Raw genomic sequence first — 24,160 nt, forward strand, 5'->3', positions numbered from 1 at the left:
CCTGAAGCCTGAAGCCTGAAGCCTGAAGCCTGAAGCCTGAAGCCTGAAGCCTGAAGCCTGAAGCCTGAAGCCTGAAGCCTGAAGCCTGAAGCCTGCTCCGCCCGCCCGCGCTTTTCCGCTACCATGCCGCCTTTGCCGCTGTCTCGAGAATTCCATGGCGTTTCTGCTCTACCTGTTGCTGGGTGCCTGCACCGGCGTGCTGGCCGGGCTGTTCGGTGTCGGCGGCGGGCTGGTGATGGTGCCGGTGCTGGTCTACAGCCTCGCGGCCCAGGGCGTGGGGCCCGAGGTGCAGACCCACCTGGCGGTCGGCACCTCGCTGGCCACCATCGTCTTCACTTCGATCAATTCGGTTCGCGAGCACCATCGCCTCGGCGCGGTGCGCTGGGAGATCTTCGCCTGGCTGTCGCTGGGCATCGCCGTCGGCGCGCTGCTCGGTGCCTCCACGGCGGCGCTGATCGACGGGCCGATCCTGCAGAAGATCATCGGCACCTTCGCCATCCTCATGGCGCTGCAGATGAGCCTCGACCTCAAGCCGAAAAGCGTCCGCGAGGTTCCCGGCAGGCCGGCGCTCGGCGCGGCCGGCGTGGTGATCGGCTGGGCCTCGGCGATCTTCGGCATCGGCGGCGGCTCGCTGACCGTGCCCTTCCTCGTCTGGCGCAGCGTGCCGATGCTGCAGGCGGTGGCCACCTCGGCTGCCGCCGGCATGCCGATCGCCCTGTTCAGCGCGCTGGGCTTCATGTATCTCGGCTGGGGCCACGAGGGCCTGCCCGAGTGGAGCCTGGGCTACGTGTACCTGCCGGCGGTGGTCGGCATCGCCACCACCAGCATGATCTTCGCCCGCGTCGGCGCGCGCCTGGCCCACCGGCTGCCGCCGCGCGTGCTCAAGCGTCTGTTCGCCCTGCTGCTGCTCGGCGTCGGTCTCAACTTCCTGATCTGAGGAGCAGCGGATGCTGACCTATCCGAACATCGACCCCGTGGTCCTCGCGCTCGGGCCCATCAAGATCCACTGGTACGGCCTGATGTACCTGATCGGCATTGGCGGCGCCTGGTGGCTGGCCGCCCGGCGGCTGCCGGCCTTCGAGCCGGGCTGGAGCCGGGAGAAGCTGTCCGACCTGGTGTTCTGGGTGGCCATGGGCGTGATCGTCGGCGGCCGGCTAGGCTACGTGCTGTTCTACGACCTGGCCGCCTACGTCAACGACCCGACGCTGATCTTCCAGGTGTGGAAGGGCGGCATGTCGTTCCACGGCGGGCTGATCGGCGTGCTGCTGTGCACCTGGATCTTCGCCCGGCGCAACGGCAAGAGCTTCTTCGAGCTGATGGACTTCATCGCCCCGCTGGTGCCGATCGGCCTCGGCGCCGGACGCATCGGCAACTTCATCAACGCCGAGCTCTGGGGCAAGGCCACCGACGTGCCCTGGGCGATGATCTTTCCCACCGACCCGGCGCAGTTGCCGCGGCACCCCTCGCAGCTGTACCAGTTCGCCCTCGAGGGTGTGGCGTTGTTCGCGATCCTCTGGGTGTATTCCAGCAAGCCGCGGCCGACCATGGCCGTCTCCGGCCTGTTCGCCATTTGCTACGGGGTGTTCCGCTTCATCGTCGAGTTCGTCCGCGTGCCGGACGCGCAGCTCGGCTACCTGGCGTTCGGCTGGCTGACCATGGGCCAGCTGCTGTGCGTGCCGATGATCCTCGGTGGCGTCGGGATGATGGTCTGGGCCTACCGGCACAACCCGCGCAAGGCGGTCGCCTGACCGTCCGGCCCCGGGGCGCGACAAGCGCAGCGGGGCCTTTTACCATTGACCTTTTCCACCCCCGAGCCCGCGATGAAACAGTACCTCGACCTGATGCGCCACGTGCGTGAGCACGGCACCTTCAAGAGCGACCGCACCGGCACCGGCACCTACAGCGTGTTCGGCTACCAGATGCGCTTCGACCTCGCCGAGGGCTTCCCGCTGGTGACCACCAAGAAGTGCCACCTCAAGTCCATCGTCCACGAGCTGCTGTGGTTCCTGCAGGGCGAGACCAACATCCGCTACCTGAAGGACAACGGCGTCTCTATCTGGGACGAGTGGGCCGACGAGAACGGCGAGCTGGGCCCGGTCTACGGCTACCAGTGGCGCAGCTGGCCGGCGCCGGACGGCGAGTCGATTGACCAGATCGCCAAGCTCGTCGAGATGATCAGGAAGAACCCGGACTCGCGCCGGCTGATCGTCTCGGCCTGGAATCCGGCGCTGGTGGACCAGATGGCGCTGCCGCCGTGCCACGCGCTGTTCCAGTTCTACGTCGCCGACGGCCGGCTGTCCTGCCAGCTGTACCAGCGCTCGGCCGACATCTTCCTCGGCGTGCCCTTCAACATCGCCAGCTACGCACTGCTGACGCTGATGCTCGCCCAGGTCTGTGACCTGCAGCCGGGCGACTTCATCTGGACCGGCGGCGACTGCCACCTCTACGCCAACCATCTGGAGCAGGCCGACCTGCAGCTGACCCGCCAGCCGCTGCCGCTGCCGACCATGAAGCTCAATCCGGACGTGAAGGACCTGTTCGCCTTCCGCTTCGAGGATTTCGAGCTGGTCGGCTACCAGGCCCATCCGCACATCAAGGCGCCGGTCGCCGTCTGACTCAGCGCCCGCCGAGCTGCTGCGCCAGGTAGTCGATCAGCGCGCGCAGGCTCGGCGGCAGTTGCCGGTTAGGCCGCCATAGCAGCCAGGCCGCCCCCTGGTAGGAGCCGGTGTAGCGCCAGTCGGCCAGCACCTCACGCAGCTCGCCGCGGGCCAGGGCCTCGGCCGCGGTGAAGTGCGGCAGGCAGGTGATGCCGAAACCCTCGCGCGCCAGCAGCAGCCGCGCCTCGCTGTGGTTGCAGGCATACCGGCCACGCACGGCCACCACTTCCTGTTCGTCGCCACGGCGGAAATGCCAGCGGTGGTCGTCCGGCGTTTCCGCCAGGAACAGGCAGCTATGGCGCAAGAGTTCCTGCGGGTGGTGCGGCTCGCCGTGCGCGGCGAGATAGCCCGGACTGGCGCAGAGCAGCTGGTGCACCTGGGTGATCGGGCGGCCGGCCAGCCCTTCCGGCGGCTGGTCGCCGACCCGCACCACCAGGTCGAAATGGTCGTCGATCAGGTCCGGGCTGCGGTCGCTGAGCTGCACCTGCAGGTCGACGTCCGGGTAGCGGCGCAGGAATTCCGGCAGCAGCGGGTTGATCACGAAGCGCCCGAGCGCCTTCGGCACGCTCAGCCGGACCCGACCGCGCGGGCTCTGCATCAGCCGCTCGCCGACGTCGGCCGCCGCGCGGGCGGCGGCCATCAGCGCCAGCGCATGGCCGTAGACCTCCTCGCCGGCGTCGGTCAGGCGCAGCTTACGCGTGGTGCGCTCGAGCAGCCGCAGCGACAGGGCGCGCTCCAGGCGGGCGATCTGCCGGCTCACCGCCGAGGCGGTGCTGCCCTGCTGGCGGGCGACGGCCGAGAAGCTGCCGGTCTCGACCACCTGCACCAGTACCGCCAGCCCCGGCAGCAGGGCGGCCAGTTCATCTGTGCTCACAGAGCATAAGTCCTGTTCCGAAACGCCGGATTATCGCGCCCGCCTGGCTGCGGAACAATCGCGTTCCGTTCATGTGGGAGCGCGCGATGATGCGTATGGGAACTCGACAGGCCGCCGAACTGGCACTGCTGCTGGTGGCGGTGATCTGGGGCAGCAGCTACGCGGTGGCCAAGCAGGCGCTGCTGTTCTACCCGGTGCTCGGCTTCATCGCCGCGCGCTTCGGCCTGACCTGCCTGCTGCTGGCCCCGGCGCTGCGCGGCGGCGGCCTCGCGGCGCTGCGCCCGGGCCTGCCGCTGGGGCTGTTGCTGCTGGCGATCTTCCTCTGCGAAACCTACGGGGTGCTGCTGACCAGTGCCAGCAACGCGGCCTTCCTGATCAGCCTCTGCGTGCTGTTCACGCCCATCGTCGAGTGGGCGCTGTTCGGCCGTCGGCCGCGCGCCCTGCTGCTGGTCGCCTGCGCGCTGGCGGTGGCCGGCGTCTGGCTGCTGACCGGCGGGGCGGCGATCCGCTTCGGGCTCGGCGATGGCCTGATGCTCGGCGCGGCGCTGCTGCGTGCGGGATTCGTCTGCTTCACCCAGCGCCTGACCGCCGGCCGGGACGTCCCGGCGCTGGCGCTGACCGCCGTGCAGAGCGGGGTGGTGGCGGTCGGCTGCCTGGCGCTGGCCTTCGCCCTGCCGGGCGGGCTGCCGGCGCTGCCGCGCAGCGGCGCGTTCTGGCTGGCGGTGGTCTACCTGGTGCTGTTCGCCACGCTGCTGGCGTTCTTCGTGCAGAATTTCGCGCTGCGCGCTTCCAGCCCGACTCGGGTGTCGATGCTGATGGGCACCGAGCCGCTGTTCGGTGCCCTGTTCGCCTCGCTGTGGCTGGACGAGCAGCTCGGCGCCGGCGGCTGGGCCGGCGGCCTGCTGCTGGTACTGGCCTCGCTCTGGGCGGTGCGGCTCACCGCCGCGCCCGCTGAGGGCGCGCCCTCACGAGCGCCGCTCGCCGGACAGCCACTTGCCGAGCCGTGAGGCATACAGCTCGCCGATGATGCCGCGGCGGAACACCAGCACGCAGAGCATGAAGATGCCCCCGGTGATCAGCGTGACCGGGATCTGCGAGGTGGCGAAGTAGTTGCCCAGCGTGGTCACCAGCGCCGCGCCGACCACCGGGCCGACCAGCGTGCCGATGCCGCCGAGCAGCGTCATCAGCACCACCTCGCCGGACATCTGCCAACTGACGTCGGTGAGCGTGGCGAACTGGAACACCAGCGCCTTGAGCCCGCCGGCCAGCCCGGCCAGCGCCGCCGACATCACGAAGGCCGCGAGCTTGTAGCGCGACACCGTGTAGCCCAGCGAGATGGCCCGCGACTCGTTCTCGCGGATCGATTTCAGAATCATCCCGAACGGTGAGTTGATGATGCGCCAGATGGCGAACAGGCCGAGCAGGAACACCGCGAGCACGAAGAAGTACATGTTCAGCGGTTCGGACAGGTCGATCAGCCCGAACAGATGGCCGCGCGGCACGCCCTGAATGCCGTCCTCGCCGTGGGTGAAGGGCGCCTGCAGGCAGAAAAAGAAGAACATCTGCGCCAGCGCCAGGGTGATCATCGTCGAGTAGATGCCCGTGCGGCGGATTGCCAGGAAGCCGATCACCAGGCCAAGCGCCGCGGCGCCGGCCACCCCGACCAGGATGCCCAGCTCCGGCGACAGCCCCCATTCCTTCACCGCGTGCGCGGTGAAATAGGCGGCGCCACCGAAGAAAGCCGCGTGGCCGAAGGAGAGGATGCCGGTGTAGCCGAGCAGCAGGTTGAAGGCGCAGGCGAACAGCGCGAAGCACAGCACCTTCATCAGGAACACCGGGTAGAAGTACAGCGGGGCGGCGATCAGCCCGAGCACGGCGAGCCCGATGAGCAGGGTTTCGGCATTCAGCGCAGCGCGCTGGCGTGGCAGCAGGGATTGGGTCATGACGCGCGCCATTCAGGCCTCCTTACCCATGAGGCCCGCAGGCCGGATCAACAGCACGATGGCCATGACGACGAAGATCACGATGTTCGAGGCCTCCGGGTAGAACACCTTGGTCAGCCCCTCGAGCAGCCCGAGCAGGTAGCCGGTGATGACGGCGCCGAGGATCGAGCCCATGCCGCCGACCACCACCACCGCGAACACCACGATGATCAGGTTCGAGCCCATCAGCGGGCTGACCTGGTAGACCGGCGCGGCGAGGATGCCAGCGAGTCCGGCCAGGCCGGCGCCGAGGCCGTAGGTGAAGGTCAGCAGCAGCGGCACGTTGATGCCGAAGGCGCGCACCAGCGTGGGGTTCTCGGTGGCGGCGCGCAGGTAGGAGCCGAGCTTGGTCTTCTCGATCAGCAGCCAGGTGCCCAGGCACACCAGCAGCGAGGCCAGCACCACCCAGCCGCGGTACTTGGGCAGGAACATGAAGCCCAGGTTGTAGCCGCCGGCCAGCGCGCTGGGCACCGCGTAGGGCTGCCCGGAGGAGCCGTAGTAGTAGCGGAAGGTGCCCTCGATCACCAGTGCCAGGCCGAAGGTGAAGAGCAGCCCGTAGAGGTGGTCGAGGTTGTACAGCCGCGACAGCATCAGCCGCTCGATCACCGCGCTGGCCAGGCCGACGATCAGCGGTGCGAGGATCAGCGCCGGCCAGTAGCCGATGCCGAAGGTGGCCAGCAGCAGGTAGCCGGCGAAGGCGCCCATCATGTACTGCGCGCCATGGGCGAAGTTGATCACCCGCAGCAGGCCGAAGATGATCGCCAGCCCCAGGCTCAGCATCGCGTAGAACGAGCCGTTGATGAGGCCGATCAGCAACTGGCCGAGGAAGGCCTGGATCGGGATGTCGAAGATCATCGTCAGACCCCCAGCGCTTCGTGGAGCCGGCCCATGCGGTCCGGCAACTGGCCGGCGTCGAAGTCGTCGATCACCCGGCCATGGTCGATCACGTAGAAGCGGTCGGCGACCTTGCTGGCGAAGCGGAAGTTCTGCTCCACCAGCAGGATGGTCATGCCGCGCTTCTTCAGTGTCACCAGCACCTCGCCGATGCGCTGGACGATCACCGGGGCCAGGCCCTCGGTGGGTTCGTCGAGCAGCAGCAGGCGCGCGCCGGTACGCAGGATGCGGGCGATGGCGAGCATCTGCTGCTCGCCACCGGAGAGTTTGGTGCCGGGGCTGTGGCGGCGTTCCTCGAGGTTGGGGAAGAGCCTGTAGATCTCCTTGACGCTCATGCCGCCCTTGGCCACCACCGGTGGCAGGTGCAGGTTCTCGTCCACCGAGAGGCTGGCGAAGATTCCGCGCTCCTCCGGCACGAAGCCCATGCCGGCATGGGCGGTGCGATGCAGCGGCACCTGCATCATGTTCCGGCCGGCGAAGCTCACCGAACCGGTGCGCTTGCGGATGATGCCCATGATGGCGCGCAGCGTGGTGGTCTTGCCCACCCCGTTGCGGCCGAGCAGGGTCACCGTCTCGCCCTCGTGGACGTCCAGGTCGATGCCGTGCAGCGCATGCCCCTCGCCGTACCAGGCGTTGAGCTCGCGCACGCGCAGCAGGGGCGTCGGGTCAGTCATCTTCGGTCCCCATGTAGGCCTCGCGCACGCGCGGGTCTTCGCTGACGGTGCGGTAGTCGCCGGAGACGAGGATCTCGCCGCGCTGCAGCACGGTGACCTCGTCGCACAACTGGGCGACCACCTTCAGGTTGTGCTCGACCATCAGCACGGCACGCTCGCGGGCGACCTCGCGGATCAGCCCGGAGACGATGTCCACGTCCTCGTGGCCCATGCCGGCCATGGGCTCGTCGAGCAGCAGCACGCGTGGCTCCAGTGCCAGGGTGGTGGCCAGCTCCAGCACGCGCTTGCGCCCGTAGGACAGGTCCGCGGCCAGGCAGTCGCAGGCATCCTGCAGGCCGACCGAGTGGATCAGCTGCATGGCCTTGTCGTCGAGCTGCCGCAGCGCGCGCAGCGGGCGCCAGAACTGCGTGGCCAGCCCGGCCGGGCGCTGCAGCGCGACGCGCACGTTGTCCAGCACGCTCAGGTGCGGGAACACCGCGGAGATCTGGAACGAGCGCACCAGGCCCATGCGCGCCACCCGCGCCGGGTCGGTGCGGGTGATGTCCTGGCCGAGCAGCTCGATGGTCCCGCTGGTGGGCTGGAGGAACTTGGTCAGCAGGTTGAACACCGTGGTCTTGCCGGCGCCGTTGGGGCCGATCAGCGCGTGGATGCGCGCATGGCGCACATCCAGGTTCACGTCGTTGACCGCCACGAAACCGGCGAACTCCCGGCGCAAGCCGCGCGCCGAGAGCACCACCGCGGCTTCGCCGGCGTCCGCCCCTTCACGGGGCGCGATCACCGCACTCATTTGACCAGCTCGCAGCCGCTTTCGGCCGGGTCGAGGTAGGCCTCGGCTCCCGGTACGGTGGCGAGCACCTTGTAGTAGTCCCAGGGCTCCTTGCTCTCGTCCGGCTTCTTCACTTCCATCAGGTAGACGTCGCTGATCAGCCGGCCGTTGGCCCCGACCCTGGCGCCGTTGGCGAAGAAGTCGTCCACCGGCATCTCGTGCATCGCCTTGGCCACCGGCTCGGTGGCGTCGGTGCCAGCCTTCTCGATCGCCTTGAGGTACTGCAATACGCCGGAGTAGGTGCCCGCATGGATCATGTTCGGCATCCGCCCGGTGCGCTCGAAGAAGCGCCGGCCGAACTCGCGGGACTTGTCGTCGCGGTTCCAGTAGAAGCTCTCGGTGAGGGTCAGCCCCTGCGCCGACTCCAGGCCCAGGCCGTGCACCTCGGCGAGGGTGAACAGCAGCGCGGCGAGGCGCTGGCCGCCGGCGACGATGCCGAACTCGGCGGCCTGCTTGATGGCGTTGGAGGTGTCCAGGCCGGCGTTGGCCAGGCCGATCACCTCGGCCCCGGAGGACTGTGCCTGCAGCAGGAACGACGAGTAGTCGGTGTTCGACAGCGGGTGGCGCACCGAGCCCAGCACCTTGCCGCCCTTGGATTTGACGAACTTGCTGGTCTGCTCCTCCAGCGAATAGCCGAAGGCGTAGTCGGCGGTGAGGAAGTACCAGTTGTCGCCGCCCTGCGACACCAGCGCGCCGCCGGTGCCGACCGCCAGCGCGTGGGTGTCATACGCCCAGTGGAAGCCGTAGGGCGAGCATTGTTTGCCGGTGAGCTCGGCGGTGGCGGCGCCGGTCACCAGGTCGATCTTCTTCTTTTCCTTGGAGATGCCCTGTACCGCCAGCGCCACCGAGGAGGTGGTCAGCTCCATGATCGAGTCGACCTGCTCGCGGTCGTACCACTGGCGGGCGATGTTGGACGCGATGTCCGGCTTGTTCTGGTGGTCGGCGGTGATGACCTCGATCGGCGCGCCGAGCACCTTGCCGCCGAAGTCCTCGGCGGCCATCTTCGCCGCTTCGAACGACCACTTGCCGCCGAAGTCCGCGTAGACGCCGGACTGGTCGTTGAGGATGCCGATCTTCACCTTGCCGTCGGAAATCTCGGCGGCACTCGCCGAGCCGGTGCCTGCGATCAGAACTGCCACTGCGATTGCGGAACGCATCATGCGTATCTCCTCCTGGGGGTTGACCGCGCACGAAGCCGCACGATGGCGGCTCGCGGCGGACGGAACGGTTGGGATAGGAAATCGGAGAGAGCGCTGCCGGCGCGCAGGAGGCGTTCAGCCGGGGCAGACGGATACGAAAGGGTTCGAACGGGCGGAGAGGCCGGGAGAGAAGCCGGCGATGCGGCATGACGCCAGAGGGCGATCAGGGACCTGATCGGAAGTCGAATGCGGCTGCATCGGTGACGGGCCGGACGGGCAGCGCAGAGTCGCTTCTGACTGCTGGGCATGGTGGCGTTCTCTTGTTCTTGTTGTTCTCCTTCTAAACGTAGCAGGGGTTTTTCGCTCGGCAACCCTGCCACGAAAAAGATTCGATCGGTGCGAAACGGAACCGAACGTGGCCGCTGGAGTCGTTTTCGGGGTCGGATGCCCCTTCCTGGTGCGGGGCCGTGCCCGGCGCCGGTGCGGGCGCCGGCAGGCCTGGAGCGGAGGCGTCAGTGCGCCTGCACGGCACCGATGAAGTTGGCCAGTTCCGGCGTGCGCGGATCGGCGAACACCTCGCGTGGGTCGCCGCTTTCGTGGATGCGTCCGTGGTGCATGAAGATCAGCTTGTTGCCCACCTCGCGGGCGAAGCGCATCTCGTGGGTCACCATGATTAGCGTCATGCCCTCGCGGGCCAGCTGGCGCACCACCGCGAGCACCTCGCTGACCAGCTCCGGGTCGAGCGCCGAGGTGATCTCGTCGCACAGCAGCACCCGCGGCTGCATCGCCAGGGCGCGGGCAATGGCCACGCGCTGCTGCTGGCCGCCGGAGAGCTGCTCGGGATAGCTGGCGAACTTGTCGGCCAGCCCCACCTTGTCCAGCATCTCGCGCGCCAGCGCCTCGGTCTCGGCCTTCGAGCGGCGCTTGACCACCGTGGGCGCGAGCATCACGTTCTCGCCCACGGTCAGGTGCGGGAACAGGTTGAACTGCTGGAAGATCATGCCGACCTTCTGCCGCAGCGCCCGCAGGTCGCCCTGGCCGGCGTGCAGCGCGGCGCCGTCGACCAGCAGTTCGCCTTCGTCGATACGCTCCAGGCCGTTGATGGTGCGCAGCAGCGTGCTCTTGCCCGAGCCGCTGCGGCCGATCAGCGCGACGACGTCGCCCTGCTCGACCGCGAGGTCGACGCCCTTGAGCACGTGGTTGGTGCCGAAATGCTTGTGCACCCCGGTGAGCTTAACGAGCGACATGGAATTTCTTCTCCAGACGTTTGGCGAACAGCGACAGCGGGAAGCACAGGGCGAAGTAGCCGGCGGCCACCAGCCCGAACACCAGCAGCGGCTGGAAGGTCGCGTTGGCGAGCATGGAACCGGTCTTGGTCAGTTCGGCGAAGCCGATGATCGAGGCCACCGCGGTGCCCTTGACCACCTGCACCGAGAAGCCGACGGTGGGCGGGATGGCGATGCGCAGCGCCTGCGGCAGGATCACGTGGCGCATCTGCTGCAGGTAGTTCAGCGCCAGGCTTTCTGACGCTTCCCACTGGCCCTTCGGCAGCGCCTCGACGCAGCCGCGCCAGATTTCGGCGAGGTAGGCGCTGGTGAACAGCGTGAGGCCGAGCGCGGCGGCGAACCAGGGCGAGACGTCCAGCCCGATCAGCGGCAGGCCGAAGAACACCAGAAACAGCTGCATCAGCAGCGGCGTGCCCTGGAACACCTCGATGTAGCCTTTGGCGAAGGCCTGCAGGGCGCGGTTCCTGGCGATCCGCGCGAACAGGATCAGCAGCCCGACCAGGCCGCCGAGGACGAAGGCGATCAGCGACAGCGCCAGCGTCCACTTGCCGCCCTCGAGCAGGTTGCGGATCACGTCCCAGGTGGTGAACTGCACGAGCATCAGCGCGTCCTCCCGATCACGAAGCGGCGGCCGACCCAGGCCAGCACCTGACGGATCAGCAGGGCCATGAACAGGTACATGGCGGTGGTCACCAGGTAGGTCTCGAAGGCGCGGAAGTTGCGCGACTGGATGAAGTTGGCGGCGAAGGTCAGCTCCTCGGTGGCGATCTGCGAGCACACCGCCGAGCCGAGCATGACGATGATCACCTGGCTGTTGAGTGCCGGCCAGATGCGCGCCAGCGCCGGCCGCAACACCACGTGGCGGAACGCTTGCAGGCGGGTCAGGGCGAGCGATTCGGCCGCTTCCAGCTGCCCGCGCGGGGTGGCCTGGATGCCGGCGCGGATGATCTCCGTCGAATAGGCGCCGAGGTTGATCACCATCGCCAGCACGGCGGCCTGCCATTCGGTCATCTTCACGCCCAGCGCCGGCAGGCCGAAGAAGATGAAGAACAGCTGGACCAGGAAGGGCGTGTTGCGAATGACCTCGACGTAGACGCCGAACAGGCCGTTGAGCAGCGGCAGCCGCCAGGCGCGGCTGACCGCGCCGAGGATGCCGAGGGCGATGCCGGCGGCGGCGCCGACCGCGGTCAGCGCCAGCGTGAAGCCGGCGCCGGCCAGCAGCAGGTCGCTGTGCTGGAAGACCGCAGCGAAGTCGAACCGATAGGCCATCATTTCATCCGGTTGAAAGTGTCCGTTGGCAGCGGCGCCCCTGGCGGGCGCCGCTGCGGTGGTAAGGCGCGGGCGTTACAGCTCGGCCGGCAGCGGCGCGTTCAGCCAGCGTTCGGCGATCGCGTTGAGCGAGCCGTCCTGCCTGGCCTGCGCGATGATCTGGTTGACCTGCGCCTGCAGCGCGGCCTCGCCCTTGGCCAGGCCGATGTAGCAGGGCGAGTTCTTGATCAGGAACTTGGTCTCCAGCGGGCGGACCTTGGTCAGGTCGTTGACGCCGGCGGCCACCACGTTGCCGGTGGCGATGAATTCCACCTGGCCGCTGAGGTAGGCGGAGATGGTCGAGTTGTTGTCCTCGAAGCGCTTCAGGGTGGCGTTCTTGGGGGCGATCTTGCTCAGCTCCAGGTCCTCCACGGAGCCGCGGGTGACCGCCACCGTCTTGCCGGCCAGCTGTTCGACGTCGGCCAGCGGCACGTCGGTCGGGCCGAACACGCCGTTGAAGAAGGGCGCGTAGGCGTCGGTGAAGTCGATCACCGCCTCGCGCTCGGGGTTCTTGCCGAGGCTGGAGATCACCAGGTCGGCCTTGCCGGTGGTGAGGTAGGGAACTCGGTTGGTGCTGGTGACCGGGATCAGCTCGACCTTCACGCCCAGTTTCTCGCCGATGAGGTTGGCCATGTCGATGTCGTAGCCGCGCGGCTTGAGGTCGGTGCCGACGCTGCCGAATGGCGGGAAATCCTGCGGCACGGCGACCCGCAGCGTGCCGCGCTGCTTGACCTCGTCGAGGACGTCGGCCTGCGCCAGGCCGACGCCGAACAGGCCGGTGAGGGTGAGGCCGGCGACCAGGCCGGCGAAGGTGCTCATGAGGGTGCGGCGGTTTTTCATGGGTAGGCTCCGGTGGAAAGGTCAGGACTCGGAAAAATCGATGTGGGTGCGCCGCGCGGCGGCCCGCAGGTGAATGCGCATCGCCGACTCGGCAGCGTCCGCGTCGCCGGCGCGCAGCGCGGCGAGGATGGCGTGGTGTTCGTCGGCCGGCTCCCACAGGCCGGCGGCGTTGGAGAACGGCAGGCGCAGGCTGTGGCCGATCTGCTCGCGGAACTGCTGGGCGATGGCGAGGAAGCCGGGGTTTCCCGACAGCTCGGCCAGGCACAGGTGGAACTGCAGGTCCCAGTCGGCGGCCATCACCAGGTCGCAGGCCTTGAGCGCGTCGTCCATGCCCTTCTGGATGGCCTCCAGGCGCTGCCGGCCGGCGGCGTCGAGGCGCAGGGCGGCCAGGCGCGTCCAGGCCGGCTCGAGCGCCAGGCGAAACTCCAGCAGCGCACGTGGCGTCATCGAGGCGGTGCCCTTGGGCGCGCGTGCCGGGCCGTTGCCGCCGGTGACGAACACACCCTTGCCCGGCTGCGCGCGCACCAGGCCCAGCGCCTCGAGGGTGGACAGCGCTTCGCGCAGCGAACTGCGGCTGATCGACAACTGCTCGGACAGGTCGCGCTGCGAGGGCAGCATGGCGCCGGCGGGGAATTCCCCGTCGAGGATGCGCCGCTGAAGCGCCTGCGCGGCGATGTTGGAAATGCTCGGCATGGAACTGGCCAGACTGGTAGGACCGGTAGGGCCGGTTACGCAGGGACCGTGCCAGCTGGCCGCGTCCCAGCATTCATGCGGGCCCGGCCGTCTTCAGGAGCGAGCCGCGGGCGTGTCCTGCCCCAGCGTGGTGCGCGTTTCGGCGGAGAAAGCCAGCATGGGGCGCGATCGTCAGGGCTGTGCGAGTTCGCCGGCGAGGGCGTCGACCAGGCCCTGGCGTTCGGCCTGTTCCAGCTGAGGGTTCGGATTGAGCGACGACCACTCGGGGTGCGCGCGGGCACGCTGCAGCGGTTCGGGCAGGCGGCCCTCGCGCCAGCTCTTGTCCTGCGGCGTCTCCAGGCTGATCGCTTCGGTCGCGGCGTGGCCGCGCGCGGCGAGGGCGGCGAGCAACTGGCGCTGGCGCAGGGCGAGCAACCGTAGCACGGCGTCGTCTACGGTCAGTTCGCGCTGCCCGCGGAGCTTGCCGAGCAGGCGGCTGCCGTAATGCCGGGCGGTCTGCGCGCCGCCGCCGGCCAGCGCCCCGACCAACGCCGCGGCGCCCAGGGTGATGCCGCCGACCAGCAGGTCGACCCCGGCCCCGGCGGCCGCGCCGGCAGCCATGCCGCCACCCACGCGCACGCCGAGCTGGCGCAGGGTCTCGGGGTTGAACAGGTCGTCGCTCCAGCGACCCTGCTCCAGCGGCAGGTCGCCGGAACGGGCGTCGCCGGGGCGGAATGCGTAGAGCTCGAGCAGTGCCTCGACGCAGCGCTGTTCGCGGGCGCGCACGTCGCGGTGCAGGGCGGCGACGGCCTGGCGCTCGAGTTCCGGATCGGTGGCGACGCTGCGCCGGCAGGCGGCCACGTCCAGCAGCAGGTCGGCGATCAGCCGCGCGCCGCCCTGGCGCCGCGCCACGGCCTGCCGCTCGTGATCGTCGATCAGGCGCTGCAGCGAGGGGCGGGCGCTTTCCAGCAACAGCGCCAGGCTCTCGTAGAGGCGGCGCTCGCCATCGATCGGCGGGGCCACGGTGTCGAAGCGCACCAGCGCGTGCAGGCCCAGGCGGGCCAGCGCCCCGCGCCACTCGTCCTCGCGCTGGCGCGGGCCGTTGACGAAGTTCAGCACCGGCAGCAGCGGCTTGCCGCAGGCGGAGAGCACCGCCAGCTCGTCGCGGTACTTGGCCAGCACCGGCTCGCGGGCGTCGATCACGTACAGCCCGGCGTCGGAGCCGAGCAGCTGGCGCAGCACCTTGGCCTCCTGTTCGAACCGCTGCCGCGCCTCGCTGCCCTCGAGAAAACGCGCCACCCGCGCCGGCCCGTCGAGCCGCTCGCCGGGGCGCTCGAGCCGTTCGAGGTATTCCAGCAGGGCGATGGCGTCTTCCAGGCCGGGGGTGTCGTAGAGGTCGAGCAGCGGCTGGCCGTCCACCGACAGCCGCGCGCCCTCGACGTGGCGGGTGGTGCTCGGGCGGTGCGACACCTCGCCGAAGCCCGGGTCGCGGGTCAGGGTGCGCAGCAGCGAGGTCTTGCCGACGTTGGTGTGGCCGACCACGCAGAGCTTCAGCGGTCGCGCTTCAGTCATGGCCCGTCTCCAGCCAGCCGAGCGGCGCGGCGCAGGCGTGCGCCAGGCCGAGTGCGTCCAGCGCACCGTGCCAGTCGGCCAGGCGCGCACTGTCCAGCGGTTCGCCGGGCGGTGGCTGCAGCAGCCAGACGCGCGTCGATCCGGCGCAGCGGGCCAGCTCGCCGATCAGCGCCAGGGTGCCGCGGTCCGGCGAGCGGCGCGGGTCGCAGGCGATCGCCAGGCGTTGCGGCGGGTACTGCGTGAGCTGCTCGAGCAGCCGCCGGCGCTGCTCGCGGTCGTCGAGCAGGCCGCCCAGGGCGACGCCGGCCGGCAGCTTCGGCGGCCAGGGAAGGTCGTCGTCGAGCTCGATGCCCACCAGCACCGCGCCCTCGCCGCCGAGATGCGCGGCGCCGGCGCTGGGCACGGGCAGTTCGGCGGGCGCGGCGTCGTTCACCCCCAGCCGCTCGCTCGGCGGCTGCAGGCGGTCGCGCAGCAGGCGGTAGGCCGGCAGTTCCAGGTCCAGCCGCAGGGCGCCGCGGCCGCGCCGCCAGCGCGCGTAGCAGAGCAGGAACAGCAGCAGCCGCGGCAGCAGGCCGTACACCAGGGTGACGCCCACCAGCCAGCCGGCCCAGGCCTGGCGCGCCGGCTCGGCCGCCTGCAGGCTCACCCCGCTGGCGCCGATCTGCGCAACATCCGGCACGGGAAAGCCGAGCAGCGCGGGCAGCACGCCGAGCGCCTGGGTCAGGGCGACGAAGGCATCCGGCCCGAGGATGGTGGTTTCCCAGACGAAGGCGTAGCGGCGGGTCGCCAGCAGCGCCAGCAGCGTGACCAGCGCGCTGGCCATCGCCAGCAGCCACAGGCCGTTTGCCGCGCTGCCCAGCAGCCAGCGGCCGAGGCGGCGGCTGTCGAGTACCGTCAGCAATGCCGGCGCCAGCTGCAGGGCGCGCGCGTCGCGCGCGAGCTTCTGCCCGAGCCACAGCCACAGGCGGCCGAGCGCGCCGCTGCTGTCGCCGGCAAACAGGAAGCCCAGCGCCCAGCCGAGCAGGGTCAGCAGGTTGAGCCCGAGCAGGCTGGCCAGCGCCCAGAACACGTTGACCGGGCGGCTGCCGTCGCCGAGCGCGGAATAGCCGAGCCCGGCGCCGGTGAGGATCGCCAGCAGCGCCAGCGCGTAGCCGGCCAGGCGGGCGCCCTGGCGCCAGTGCTGCAGGGCCGCGTCGAGCCCGTCGCGGCGGGCCAGCCAGAGCGCGCGCGTCTCGATCAGCGCCGGCAGCGCGCCGCCCTGGCTGCGCGCCTGGCGGTTGGCCTCCTGGTCCTCCAGTGGGCCGGCGTGCTCCTCGCGCAGGCGCACGGTCTCGGTCAGCCAGAGGCGGTCGAAAGCGGTCAGCGGGGGCGGCGGGGTCGAAGGCACACGGGTCCCTGGAGGTGTCGGCGCGACGGCGCGCTGCGGCTAGGGTAGCGCAAAGCGGCGGCGCGACGGCATCGTCCGCCGCCGCGCGTGTCGCCCGGCTATCCGCCCGTTACCGACCGCTGTCCCCTGTGCCGGGATGTGCGCGCGGCGCCGCGTCGGGCCGGGCGGCGATCCGCTCCTGCCAGTAGCGGCGGACGGCGAAGAACAGCGACAGCGCGGTGAGGGCGACGAACAGCCAGGTGATCGGGCCGCGGAAGAAGATCGCCGGGTCGCCGCGGCCGATCAGCAGGGTGCGCCGCAGGTTGTCCTCGAACATCGGCCCGAGGATGAAGCCGAGCAGGAAGGGCGCGGTGGCGAAGCCGGTGCGGTTGAACAGGTAGCCGACCACGCCGAAGAACAGCATCAGGCCGATGTCGAACACGCTGTTGTTCACCGCGAAGGCGCCGTAGACGCAGAACATCAGCACGATCGGCAGCAGGATCGCCTTGGGGATGTCGGCGACCAGCGAGAAGTACCTGATCACTCCGTGGCCGACGAACAGCAGCACCGCCGAGCTCAGCATGATCCCGCAGAACAGCGCGTAGATCAGCGTGAGGTTCTCCTGGAACAGCACCGGGCCGGGCGTCAGCCCGTGGATCATGAAGGCGCCGAGGATGATCGCGGTGATCACGTCGCCGGGGATGCCGAGCGACAGCAGCGGGATCAGGGTCGCGCCGGCCACGCCGTTGTTGCCCGACTCGGCCGCGGCCACGCCTTCCAGCTCGCCCTTGCCGAAGTTCTGCCGGTTCGGCGAGCGGCGTTTGGCCTCGCTGTAGGAGATGAAGGACGCCGCGGTGGCGCCGGTGCCGGGAATGGCGCCGATGATCACGCCGATCAGCGAGCCGCGGACGATGGTCTTCAGGCTCGCCCTGAGCTCCTTGAGCGTCAGGCCCAGGCCGCTGGAGGCCGCGCGCACGTGCGGGGCGGCCTTCTTCAGGTAGAAGTCGATCACCTCCGGCACGGCGAACAGCCCGATCAGCAGCGGCACGAAGGACACCCGGTCCATCAGGTTGTAGTTGTCGAAGGTCAGCCGCTGGCTGCCGTAGACCACGTCCATGCCGATGGACGCGACTATCACCCCGAGGCTGGCGGCGATCAGGCCCTTGATCGCCGACTCGCCGGCGATCGAGACGATGATCGTCAGCGAGAAGCAGATCAGCCAGAAGAACTCCGGCGGGCCGAAGTTCAGCGCGATCTTCGCCAGGTAGGAGGCGAACAGGATCAGCGCCAGGTTCGACAGCACGTCGGCGATGCAGGACGCGTAGAGCGCCATCTGCAGCGCCTTCTTGGCCTTGCCCTGGAGGGTCAGCGGATAGCCGTCGAGCAGGGTGCAGGCCGCGGCTGGCGAGCCGGGGGTGTGGATCAGGATGGCGGTGATCGAACCGCCATACATGCCGCCCTTGTAGATGCCGACCAGCAGCAGGATGGCGGTCACCGGCTCGAGGCTGAAGGTGAACGGCAGCGCCAGGGCCACCGCCATGGTCGCGGTCAGCCCGGGAATGGCGCCGACCACCACCCCGATCAGCACGCCGATGCCGATGGCCATGAAGTTGTCGAGACTGAGGAACAGGTTCAGGACTTCGGAGACGCCTTCCATTCGGTCACTCGCGAGGTGGGGCCGGGGTCAGTCCCAGAGCGTGCCGGACGGCATCGGGACGTTCAGCACGTGGACGAACAGCAGGCTGACCAGCCACGGCAGGGCGATCGCCAGCAGGTACAGCCAGGGCCTGCGCACCGGGTGCGCGGCGAACAGCAGCAGGGTGCCGAGGATGCCGGCGGCGGTGGCGCCCAGCGGCTCGAACAGCAGCCAGTAGGCGGCGAAGCCGGCGAGCATCAGCAGCCAGCGCCACGCCGGCGCGCCGCCTTCGGCCGCGTCCGGGTCGCGCACCGGCGGGCGCAGGCAGCCCTCGACGATCAGCGCCAGCGACAGCAGCGCCACCAGCCAGCCGGCCACGCTGGGCAGCCAGCGCGGCGACTGCAGGGGGTTCTGCACCATCGGCGGCTCTTCGATGTGGTTCGGCACCAGGTGGAACAGGAACAGCAGCGCCGCCAGCAGCCAGAAGACGCCGAGCAGCGTGTTGAGGTTGACCCAGCGCGGGCGGCCGGCGGCGGTCATGGTGCCCCCCCTTACTGGAGTTCGGCCTGGCCGGCGACGTGTTGCCAGCGTTGCACGTCCTGGGCGACGTAGTCGCGGAAGTCGTCGCCTTCCTGGGACGCCGCCTCGCCGCCGATCTGGGCGATGAAGTCCTTGAAGCTCTGGTCCTCCATCACCTTGTCCAGCGCGGCCTGCAGGGTCTCCACGGCCTCCTCGGGCATGCTGTCGTCGGCGATCAGGCCGAACCAGGCGGTGGTGACGAAGTCGCCCAGGCCGAGATCGGCGCCGATCTTCGACAGCGGTTCGACGCCCGGCAGGTAGGGCGAGGGCTCGCGCGAGGTGACCGCCAGCGCCTTGAGCTTGCCGGATTTGATGTGCGACAGCACGGCCGGCATGTTGTCGAACGACACGTCGACGTCGCCGCTGAGCAGCGCCGGCAGCGCCTCGCCCGAGCCGCGGAAGGGCACATGGGTCATCTGGGTGCCGGTCATGGTCTTGAACAGCTCGCCGGACATGTGGATCGAGCTGCCGACGCCGGAAGAGCTGAAGGTCATCTCCTTGGTCTTCGCCGCCTCGACGAAGGCCTGCACGCTGTCGTAGGGGCTGCTGGCCGGGACCACCATCACGTTGGGAATCTCGATGACGTTGCGGATGAAGCGGAAGTCCTTCACCGGGTCGTACGGCAGGTTGTCGTACAGCACCGGTCCGATGGTATGGCCGGGCGAGGCCATGAGGATGGTGTGGTCGCTGCCGCGGCCGCCGCGGGCCAGTTGCCCGGTAGCCATGGTCGAGCCGGCGCCGGGACGGTTCTCGACCACCACGGTGCCGATCTGCTGCTGCAGCAGGTCGGCGACCTTGCGCGACAGCACGTCGGTGGTGCCGCCCGGGGCATAGGGGACGATCAGGCGAACGGTGTCGGTCGGCCAGTCGGCAGCGTGGACGGTGGATACCAGCGGGAGCGCGGCTCCCAGCAGAAGCACGCGCAGCGCGCGCTTGAGGGTCAGAGGCATATCAAACATCCCGTCTTGTAGTTGTTGTGGACGTTCGGCATCGAACGAGTCCGGTCATCTGAATCGCGGCACGGACTCGTTCACGATAATGGAACATCGCCGTTCGGACCTGCGGCGAAGGGAAATGTTGTTCGGTAATCGCACGGTTGTGCGGTTATCACCGGTTGTGGTTTCGATGCCCTTCGGTCACTTTCGAACCTCCGATGGCTGTTCCGTTCGTTCAAGGAGGTGTGGTGGGCGCTCTGCAAGGCATCAAGGTACTGGACCTCACGCGCATTCTCGCCGGCCCCTGGTCGACCATGGCGCTGGCCGACCTCGGCGCGGAGGTGTGGAAGATCGAGAGCCCCGACGGCGGCGACGACACCCGCAGCTGGATGCCGCCGCAGAAGACCGGCATCTCCACCTATTACCTCAGCGCCAACCGCAACAAGCAGAGCCTGGCGGTGGACCTGCGCACGCCGCAGGGGCGGCAGCTGATCCTCGACCTGGCGGCGCAGGCCGACGTGGTGGTGGAGAATTTCCTGCCGGCCAGCCTCGCGCGCCTCGGGCTGGACTACGCGACGCTGTCGGCGGTCAACCCGCGGCTGATCCACTGCTCGATCACCGGCTACGGGCGCGGCAACCCGCTGGAGAACCGCCCGGGCTACGACTTCATCATCCAGGCCGAGAGCGGCTTCATGTCCATCACCGGCGAGAAGGACGGCGAGCCGATGCGCCTGGGCGTGGCCTTCATCGACCTGGTCACCGGGATGAATGCGGTGCAGGGCATCCTCGCGGCGCTCTATGAGCGGGAACGCTCCGGGCTCGGCCAGACGATCGACATCGCCCTGTCCGACAGCGCACTGCATTTCCTCGCCAACATCGCCTCGGGCTACCTGAACACCGGCGAGGTGCCGCAGCGCTACGGCAACGCCCACGCCAGCATCGTGCCCTACCAGCTGTTCAACACCGCCGACGGCTGCATCGCCCTGGCGGTGGGCAACGACGAGCAGTACCGGCGCCTGTGCCTGGAGGTGCTCGAGCGCCCGGAGCTGCACGGCGACCCGCGCTTCACCCGGAACCGGAATCGCACCGAACACCGCGAGATCCTCCTGCCGCTGCTGCAGGAGGCCTTCGCCGGCTGGCACAGCGAGCCGCTGATCGCCGCGCTGCGCGAGCGGGGCATCCCGGTGGGCGAGGTGAAGGACGTCGCCCAGGCGTTCGACTCGGAAACAGCGCGCTACCGCGACCTGGTACTCAGCGCCGAGCATCCGGTGGCCGGCGAGGTGCGCATGGTGCGCAGCCCGCTACGGCTCTCGCGTACGCCCACGGTGACACCGACCGCGCCGCCGCTGCACGGGCAGCACACCGACAACGTGCTCGGCCGCGTGCTGGGCAAGTCCGCCACCGAACTGGACGCGTTGCGGGCGGCTGGCGTGATTCGCTGAGCGAGACGGCCGCCGACCGGTGGGCAGCGGTCTTGGCCACGGACGTGCCGGGGCTCCCTCATCCGGCCCTGCGGGCCACCTTCTCCCGCGGGGAGAAGGGAAAAGCCCGGCGAGCGCATGACCCTGTGGGGGCGGTCTCGACCGCGGACGAACCTGCACGCTGCCACGCACCCACACCGGACCAATCCCCCTCTCCCTCCGGGAGAGGGCTGGGGTGAGGGCTGGGGTGAGGGCTGGTGTGCAGGGCTTCCCTCATCCGGCCCTGCGGGCCACCTTCTCCCGCGGGGAGAAGGGAACAGCCCGGCGAGCGCATGACCCTGTGGGAGCGGTCTCGACCGCGAACGGACCTGCACGCTGCCACGCACCCACACCGAACCAATCCCCCTCTCCCTCCGGGAGAGGGCTGGGGTGAGGGCTGGTGTGCAGGGCTTCCCTCATCCGGCCCTGCGGGCCACCTTCTCCCGCGGGAGAAGGGAAAAGCCCGGCGTGCGCGTGCCCCTGTGGGAGCGGTCTTGACCGCGAACGGACCTGCACGCTGCCACGCATCCACACCGAACCAATCCCCCTCTCCCTCCGGGAGAGGGCTGGGGTGAGGGCTGGTGTGCAGGGCTTCCCTCATCCGGCCCTGCGGGCCACCTTCTCCCGCGGGGAGAAGGGGAAGCCCGAACCCGTGGGGTCTCGACCATGAACGAACCTGCACGGCACTACGGCCCGACGCCCAACCAGCCCCATCTCCCTCGGGTGAGGGCTGACGTGCCGGTGCTACGAGGTCACTCCGCATCCTCGCGCAAGCGCACGGCGATGTCCGGCTGGTCGATGAACAGCCCGTCGATGCCGGCATCGAGGAAGGCGCGGATCTCCGCCTCGATGTCGCCGCGCTCGTGAGGGGCGTCGCTGCTGCGCAGGTTGGCCGGGAGGAAGGCGTTCTCCGCGCGGAAGGTGTACGGGTGCACCTTGAGGCCTGCGGCATGCGCGTTGACGACGAAGTCGGTGGGCGAGCCGAGGTTGCCGTTGGCGTCGCGCGGGATCACGTAGCTTTTGTCCGGGCCGACGCCGTCGGCGTATTGGGCCACCGCCTTCAGACCCTCGGCGCTGGCCATCTGCGCGTAGGTCAGGCCGGTGCCGCGGCGCTGCTGGTCGTAGGGCTGGCCGCTGCCGTACAGCTGCACCAGGCGCAGTTCCGTCAGACGGTCGAGGGTCTTGAGGTTGTCCACTTCGAAGGACTGGATGTACGCCGGCGCGCGGCGGCTGGCGTAGCCGTTGCGCTTGAGGAGTTCGGCCAGCGGCCGCTCCACCGCCAGGCCGAGCTGCTGGAAGTGGGTGGGGTGCTTGGTCTCGATGTACAGGCCGATGCGCCGGCCCTCGCTGACCTGCAGGGTCTTCACCAGGTCGATGATCTCCTGCAGCGTCGGCATCTCGAAGGCGCCGTCCAGCCGCGCGTTGCCCGGGCGGATGTCCGGGATGCGCTCGATGGCGCGCAGCCGCTTGATCTCGGCCAGGGTGAAGTCCTCGCTGAACCAGCCGGTGAGCGCCACGCCGTCCACCTCCTGGGTGCGCTGGCGGTCGGCGAACTCCGGGCGCGAGGAGACGTCGGTGGTCAGCCCCAGCTCGTTGTCGTGGCGCGCGACCAGCTGGCCGTCGCGGGTCATCACCACGTCCGGCTCGACGTAGTCGGCGCCCTGCAGGATGGCCAGCGCGTAGGAGGCGAGGGTGTGCTCGGGGACGTAGCCGCTGGCGCCGCGGTGGGCGACCACCAGTGGGCTGGGCTCCTGGCCGGGACGTGCGTGGCGGTCGCGCGGGTGGTCCTTGGCCCAGTCGATGGCCTCGCGCACGGCGGGACTGACGTCATCCGGCGCGGCCTGGGCAAGCAGCGGGAGGCAGAGGGCGAAGGCCAGCAGGCCACGGCGCAGCGGGGAGGGAATCGAGCGGGACATGGGGCGTTCTCCTGGGCGATGACAGCACAGAGCCTGCCGTCCGACGGTGACGGTTTGTCGACGCGGCGGCAACGAAACGATGACCCTTTCGTGAACCGGACGGGAAACCGACGCTCGGCCCGCCCGAGGGGCTCTGCTAAGCTCTGCGCCCTATGAACGCTCAGCACAGCAAACACCCCCTCGCCCTCATCGTGGCCGTCGCCGACAACGGCGTCATCGGCCGCGACAACGCGCTGCCCTGGCACCTGCCGGCGGAGCTCAAGTACTTCAGGTCGGTTACCCTCGGCAAGCCGATCCTCATGGGCCGCAAGACCTTCGAGTCGCTCGGCCGGCCGCTGCCGGGGCGCCTGAATCTGGTGGTCAGCCGCCAGCCCGGCCTGCGCTTGGAGGGCGCCGAGACCTTCGCCGACCTCGCGCAGGCGATCGCCCGTGGCGATGCCTGGGCCGACGAACAGGGCGCCGAGGAGCTGATGGTGATCGGCGGCGCCCAGCTGTTCGCCGAGACCCTGCCGCTGGCCACGCGCCTGTACCTCACCCGGGTCGCGCTCGAGCCCGAGGGTGACGTGTTCTTCCCCGAGTGGGACCCGCAGGCCTGGCGCCGGGTGTCCTGTGTCGAGCATGCCGCCGAGGAAGGCCGCCCGGCCTATGCCTGCGAGGTCTGGGAGCGCGTCTAGCGGGCCCTAGACGCTCAGCGTCACCAGCTCGGCCGCCACCCGGCCGTCGTCGATCAGCAGGTAGCCGAGGCTGATCGGCAGCTTGAAACGCCGCGGCCCGGCGCTGCCGGGGTTGAAGTAGAGCACGCCGTCGCGCTCGACCGCCGCCGGCTTGTGCGAATGCCCGGCGACCACCACGTCGAACCCTCGCGCCTTCGCATCGAAGGGCAGTTGCTTGAGGTCGTGCAGCAGGTGGATGCGTACGCCGCCCATCTCCAGATCGAGCTCGTCCGGCAGGTGGGTGACCCAGGACAGGCCCTCGTCGTTGTTGCCGCGGATGACGTCCAGCGGCGCCAGCTCGGCCAGCGCGGCGAGAATCTCCGGCTTGCCGATGTCGCCGGCGTGGATCAGCCGGTCGCAGCCGCGCAGCGCCTCGACGGCTTCGGGGCGCAGCAGGCCGTGGGTGTCGGCGATCACGCCGATCTTCAGGCGGGGCATGTTTCTCCTCCGAGATGCAAAGGCCCGGCACCGGCCGCCATCAAAGCTCGCCCCGAGGTCGCCTCCCACAAAAGCAGTGCGGTCGTGGGCGCACCCTCGCAGCGAATGCAGTGCCTGAGAGCCGAATGGCCCTCAGGCGCAAGAGTCAGGCGTCGGCACCCGCAAGCTCGCCCCCCGGGGGTGGGCGTCCCACAAGGGCCGCGTTGTTCACCGTGCCTGTGGGAGGCCGCGCCCGTTCCCGACGGGCTTGCGGCATTCACCACATTCTTGTGGCTTGCGCGCCCTCGCGGCGGAGGCAGGCCACAGGCCTGCCGGAGAGCCGAAAGGCTCTCCAGGCGTCCCTGCCTGCCCTGAGAACACGCGGCCCTGGCCGGGTGCTTCCCATGCGCGCAG

24 protein-coding genes are annotated in these 24,160 nt (G+C 69.6%); 6 read left to right on the forward strand and 18 right to left on the reverse strand.

The window, feature by feature from the left end; all coding sequences use genetic code 11:
• Nucleotides 1–154 precede the first annotated feature (154 nt).
• From H610_RS0103355 to H610_RS0103365, 3 genes are all read left to right on the forward strand, one after another.
• Nucleotides 155–937: a sulfite exporter TauE/SafE family protein gene (locus H610_RS0103355; RefSeq protein ID WP_028238361.1), complete on the forward strand. Its 783-nt coding sequence runs from the start codon at nucleotides 155–157 to the stop codon at nucleotides 935–937.
• Nucleotides 938–947: 10 nt separating this feature from the next.
• Nucleotides 948–1,748 (forward strand): prolipoprotein diacylglyceryl transferase, encoded by an 801-nt coding sequence (lgt, locus tag H610_RS0103360; protein ID WP_028238362.1) that lies wholly within the window; start codon nucleotides 948–950, stop codon nucleotides 1,746–1,748.
• 72 nt (nucleotides 1,749–1,820) lie between these two features.
• Entirely contained in the window at nucleotides 1,821–2,615 is a 795-nt protein-coding gene (locus H610_RS0103365) for a thymidylate synthase (protein ID WP_028238363.1), read from the forward strand.
• A gap of 1 nt (nucleotide 2,616) precedes the next feature.
• Here H610_RS0103365 and H610_RS0103370 read toward each other — a convergent pair whose 3' ends face one another.
• The gene (locus tag H610_RS0103370; RefSeq protein ID WP_028238364.1) at nucleotides 2,617–3,531 is read right to left on the reverse strand and encodes a LysR family transcriptional regulator; all 915 of its coding nucleotides are present in this window, start codon (nucleotides 3,529–3,531) and stop codon (nucleotides 2,617–2,619) included.
• A gap of 89 nt (nucleotides 3,532–3,620) precedes the next feature.
• Here H610_RS0103370 and H610_RS0103375 point away from each other — a divergent pair, with 89 nt between their 5' ends.
• Nucleotides 3,621–4,538: a DMT family transporter gene (locus H610_RS0103375; protein WP_028238365.1), complete on the forward strand. Its 918-nt coding sequence runs from the start codon at nucleotides 3,621–3,623 to the stop codon at nucleotides 4,536–4,538.
• On the opposite strand, the gene H610_RS0103380 is transcribed toward H610_RS0103375, so the two are convergent.
• The 15 genes from H610_RS0103380 to H610_RS0103450 all read right to left on the reverse strand — a co-directional run bounded on the left by H610_RS0103380 (nucleotide 4,497) and on the right by H610_RS0103450 (nucleotide 19,255).
• Nucleotides 4,497–5,486, reverse strand: a complete 990-nt coding sequence (locus tag H610_RS0103380) for a branched-chain amino acid ABC transporter permease (RefSeq protein WP_028238366.1) — start codon at nucleotides 5,484–5,486, stop codon at nucleotides 4,497–4,499. The genes H610_RS0103375 and H610_RS0103380 overlap by 42 nt on opposite strands.
• Nucleotides 5,487–6,374: a branched-chain amino acid ABC transporter permease gene (locus H610_RS0103385; protein WP_028238367.1), complete on the reverse strand. Its 888-nt coding sequence runs from the start codon at nucleotides 6,372–6,374 to the stop codon at nucleotides 5,487–5,489.
• Complete coding sequence (locus tag H610_RS0103390) at nucleotides 6,371–7,081, reverse strand: ABC transporter ATP-binding protein (RefSeq protein ID WP_028238368.1); 711 nt, start codon at nucleotides 7,079–7,081, stop codon at nucleotides 6,371–6,373. The genes H610_RS0103385 and H610_RS0103390 overlap by 4 nt, the downstream gene beginning before the upstream one ends.
• Nucleotides 7,074–7,868, reverse strand: coding sequence for an ABC transporter ATP-binding protein (locus tag H610_RS0103395; protein ID WP_028238369.1), 795 nt, complete (start codon nucleotides 7,866–7,868; stop codon nucleotides 7,074–7,076). Before H610_RS0103395 ends, H610_RS0103390 begins: the two co-directional genes overlap by 8 nt.
• Nucleotides 7,865–9,067, reverse strand: coding sequence for an ABC transporter substrate-binding protein (locus H610_RS0103400; protein ID WP_028238370.1), 1,203 nt, complete (start codon nucleotides 9,065–9,067; stop codon nucleotides 7,865–7,867). Before H610_RS0103400 ends, H610_RS0103395 begins: the two co-directional genes overlap by 4 nt.
• 491 nt (nucleotides 9,068–9,558) lie before the next feature.
• Nucleotides 9,559–10,293 carry an amino acid ABC transporter ATP-binding protein gene (locus H610_RS0103405; protein ID WP_028238371.1) on the reverse strand — a complete coding sequence of 245 codons (735 nt, stop codon included), beginning with the start codon at nucleotides 10,291–10,293 and terminating at the stop codon, nucleotides 9,559–9,561.
• Nucleotides 10,280–10,933 (reverse strand): amino acid ABC transporter permease, encoded by a 654-nt coding sequence (locus H610_RS0103410; RefSeq protein WP_043237516.1) that lies wholly within the window; start codon nucleotides 10,931–10,933, stop codon nucleotides 10,280–10,282. Before H610_RS0103410 ends, H610_RS0103405 begins: the two co-directional genes overlap by 14 nt.
• Entirely contained in the window at nucleotides 10,933–11,601 is a 669-nt protein-coding gene (locus H610_RS0103415; RefSeq protein ID WP_028238373.1) for an amino acid ABC transporter permease, read from the reverse strand. Before H610_RS0103415 ends, H610_RS0103410 begins: the two co-directional genes overlap by 1 nt.
• Before the next feature lie 75 nt (nucleotides 11,602–11,676).
• Complete coding sequence (locus H610_RS0103420; protein ID WP_028238374.1) at nucleotides 11,677–12,480, reverse strand: transporter substrate-binding domain-containing protein; 804 nt, start codon at nucleotides 12,478–12,480, stop codon at nucleotides 11,677–11,679.
• 21 nt (nucleotides 12,481–12,501) lie between these two features.
• Nucleotides 12,502–13,173 carry a FadR/GntR family transcriptional regulator gene (locus tag H610_RS23180; protein ID WP_043237517.1) on the reverse strand — a complete coding sequence of 224 codons (672 nt, stop codon included), beginning with the start codon at nucleotides 13,171–13,173 and terminating at the stop codon, nucleotides 12,502–12,504.
• A 171-nt stretch (nucleotides 13,174–13,344) separates the two neighbouring features.
• Entirely contained in the window at nucleotides 13,345–14,724 is a 1,380-nt protein-coding gene (locus tag H610_RS0103430; protein ID WP_028238375.1) for a DUF3482 domain-containing protein, read from the reverse strand.
• Nucleotides 14,717–16,111, reverse strand: a complete 1,395-nt coding sequence (locus tag H610_RS0103435) for a DUF2868 domain-containing protein (protein ID WP_043237520.1) — start codon at nucleotides 16,109–16,111, stop codon at nucleotides 14,717–14,719. Before H610_RS0103435 ends, H610_RS0103430 begins: the two co-directional genes overlap by 8 nt.
• A 109-nt stretch (nucleotides 16,112–16,220) precedes the next feature.
• Nucleotides 16,221–17,747 carry a tripartite tricarboxylate transporter permease gene (locus H610_RS0103440; RefSeq protein WP_028238377.1) on the reverse strand — a complete coding sequence of 509 codons (1,527 nt, stop codon included), beginning with the start codon at nucleotides 17,745–17,747 and terminating at the stop codon, nucleotides 16,221–16,223.
• 27 nt (nucleotides 17,748–17,774) lie between these two features.
• Nucleotides 17,775–18,266, reverse strand: a complete 492-nt coding sequence (locus H610_RS0103445) for a tripartite tricarboxylate transporter TctB family protein (RefSeq protein WP_028238378.1) — start codon at nucleotides 18,264–18,266, stop codon at nucleotides 17,775–17,777.
• Nucleotides 18,267–18,277: 11 nt separating this feature from the next.
• Nucleotides 18,278–19,255: a Bug family tripartite tricarboxylate transporter substrate binding protein gene (locus tag H610_RS0103450; protein ID WP_051231478.1), complete on the reverse strand. Its 978-nt coding sequence runs from the start codon at nucleotides 19,253–19,255 to the stop codon at nucleotides 18,278–18,280.
• A gap of 233 nt (nucleotides 19,256–19,488) precedes the next feature.
• On the opposite strand from H610_RS0103450, the gene H610_RS0103455 reads away from it, so the two are divergent.
• On the forward strand, nucleotides 19,489–20,682 hold the full coding sequence (locus H610_RS0103455; RefSeq protein ID WP_152529041.1) for a CaiB/BaiF CoA transferase family protein: 1,194 nt from the start codon (nucleotides 19,489–19,491) through the stop codon (nucleotides 20,680–20,682).
• 770 nt (nucleotides 20,683–21,452) lie between these two features.
• On the opposite strand, the gene H610_RS0103460 is transcribed toward H610_RS0103455, so the two are convergent.
• Nucleotides 21,453–22,616 carry a glycerophosphodiester phosphodiesterase gene (locus H610_RS0103460; RefSeq protein WP_028238381.1) on the reverse strand — a complete coding sequence of 388 codons (1,164 nt, stop codon included), beginning with the start codon at nucleotides 22,614–22,616 and terminating at the stop codon, nucleotides 21,453–21,455.
• A gap of 152 nt (nucleotides 22,617–22,768) precedes the next feature.
• Between H610_RS0103460 and H610_RS0103465 the strand changes: the two genes are divergently transcribed.
• Complete coding sequence (locus tag H610_RS0103465; RefSeq protein WP_028238382.1) at nucleotides 22,769–23,290, forward strand: dihydrofolate reductase; 522 nt, start codon at nucleotides 22,769–22,771, stop codon at nucleotides 23,288–23,290.
• 6 nt (nucleotides 23,291–23,296) lie between these two features.
• Here the strand turns inward: H610_RS0103465 and H610_RS0103470 are convergent, their stop codons facing one another.
• A complete protein-coding gene (locus H610_RS0103470; protein WP_028238383.1) occupies nucleotides 23,297–23,767 on the reverse strand; it encodes a metallophosphoesterase family protein in 471 nt (156 codons plus the stop codon).
• Nucleotides 23,768–24,160 lie beyond the last annotated feature (393 nt).

The sequence above is a fragment of the Stutzerimonas azotifigens DSM 17556 genome, from assembly GCF_000425625.1.
Lineage (GTDB): Bacteria > Pseudomonadota > Gammaproteobacteria > Pseudomonadales > Pseudomonadaceae > Stutzerimonas > Stutzerimonas azotifigens.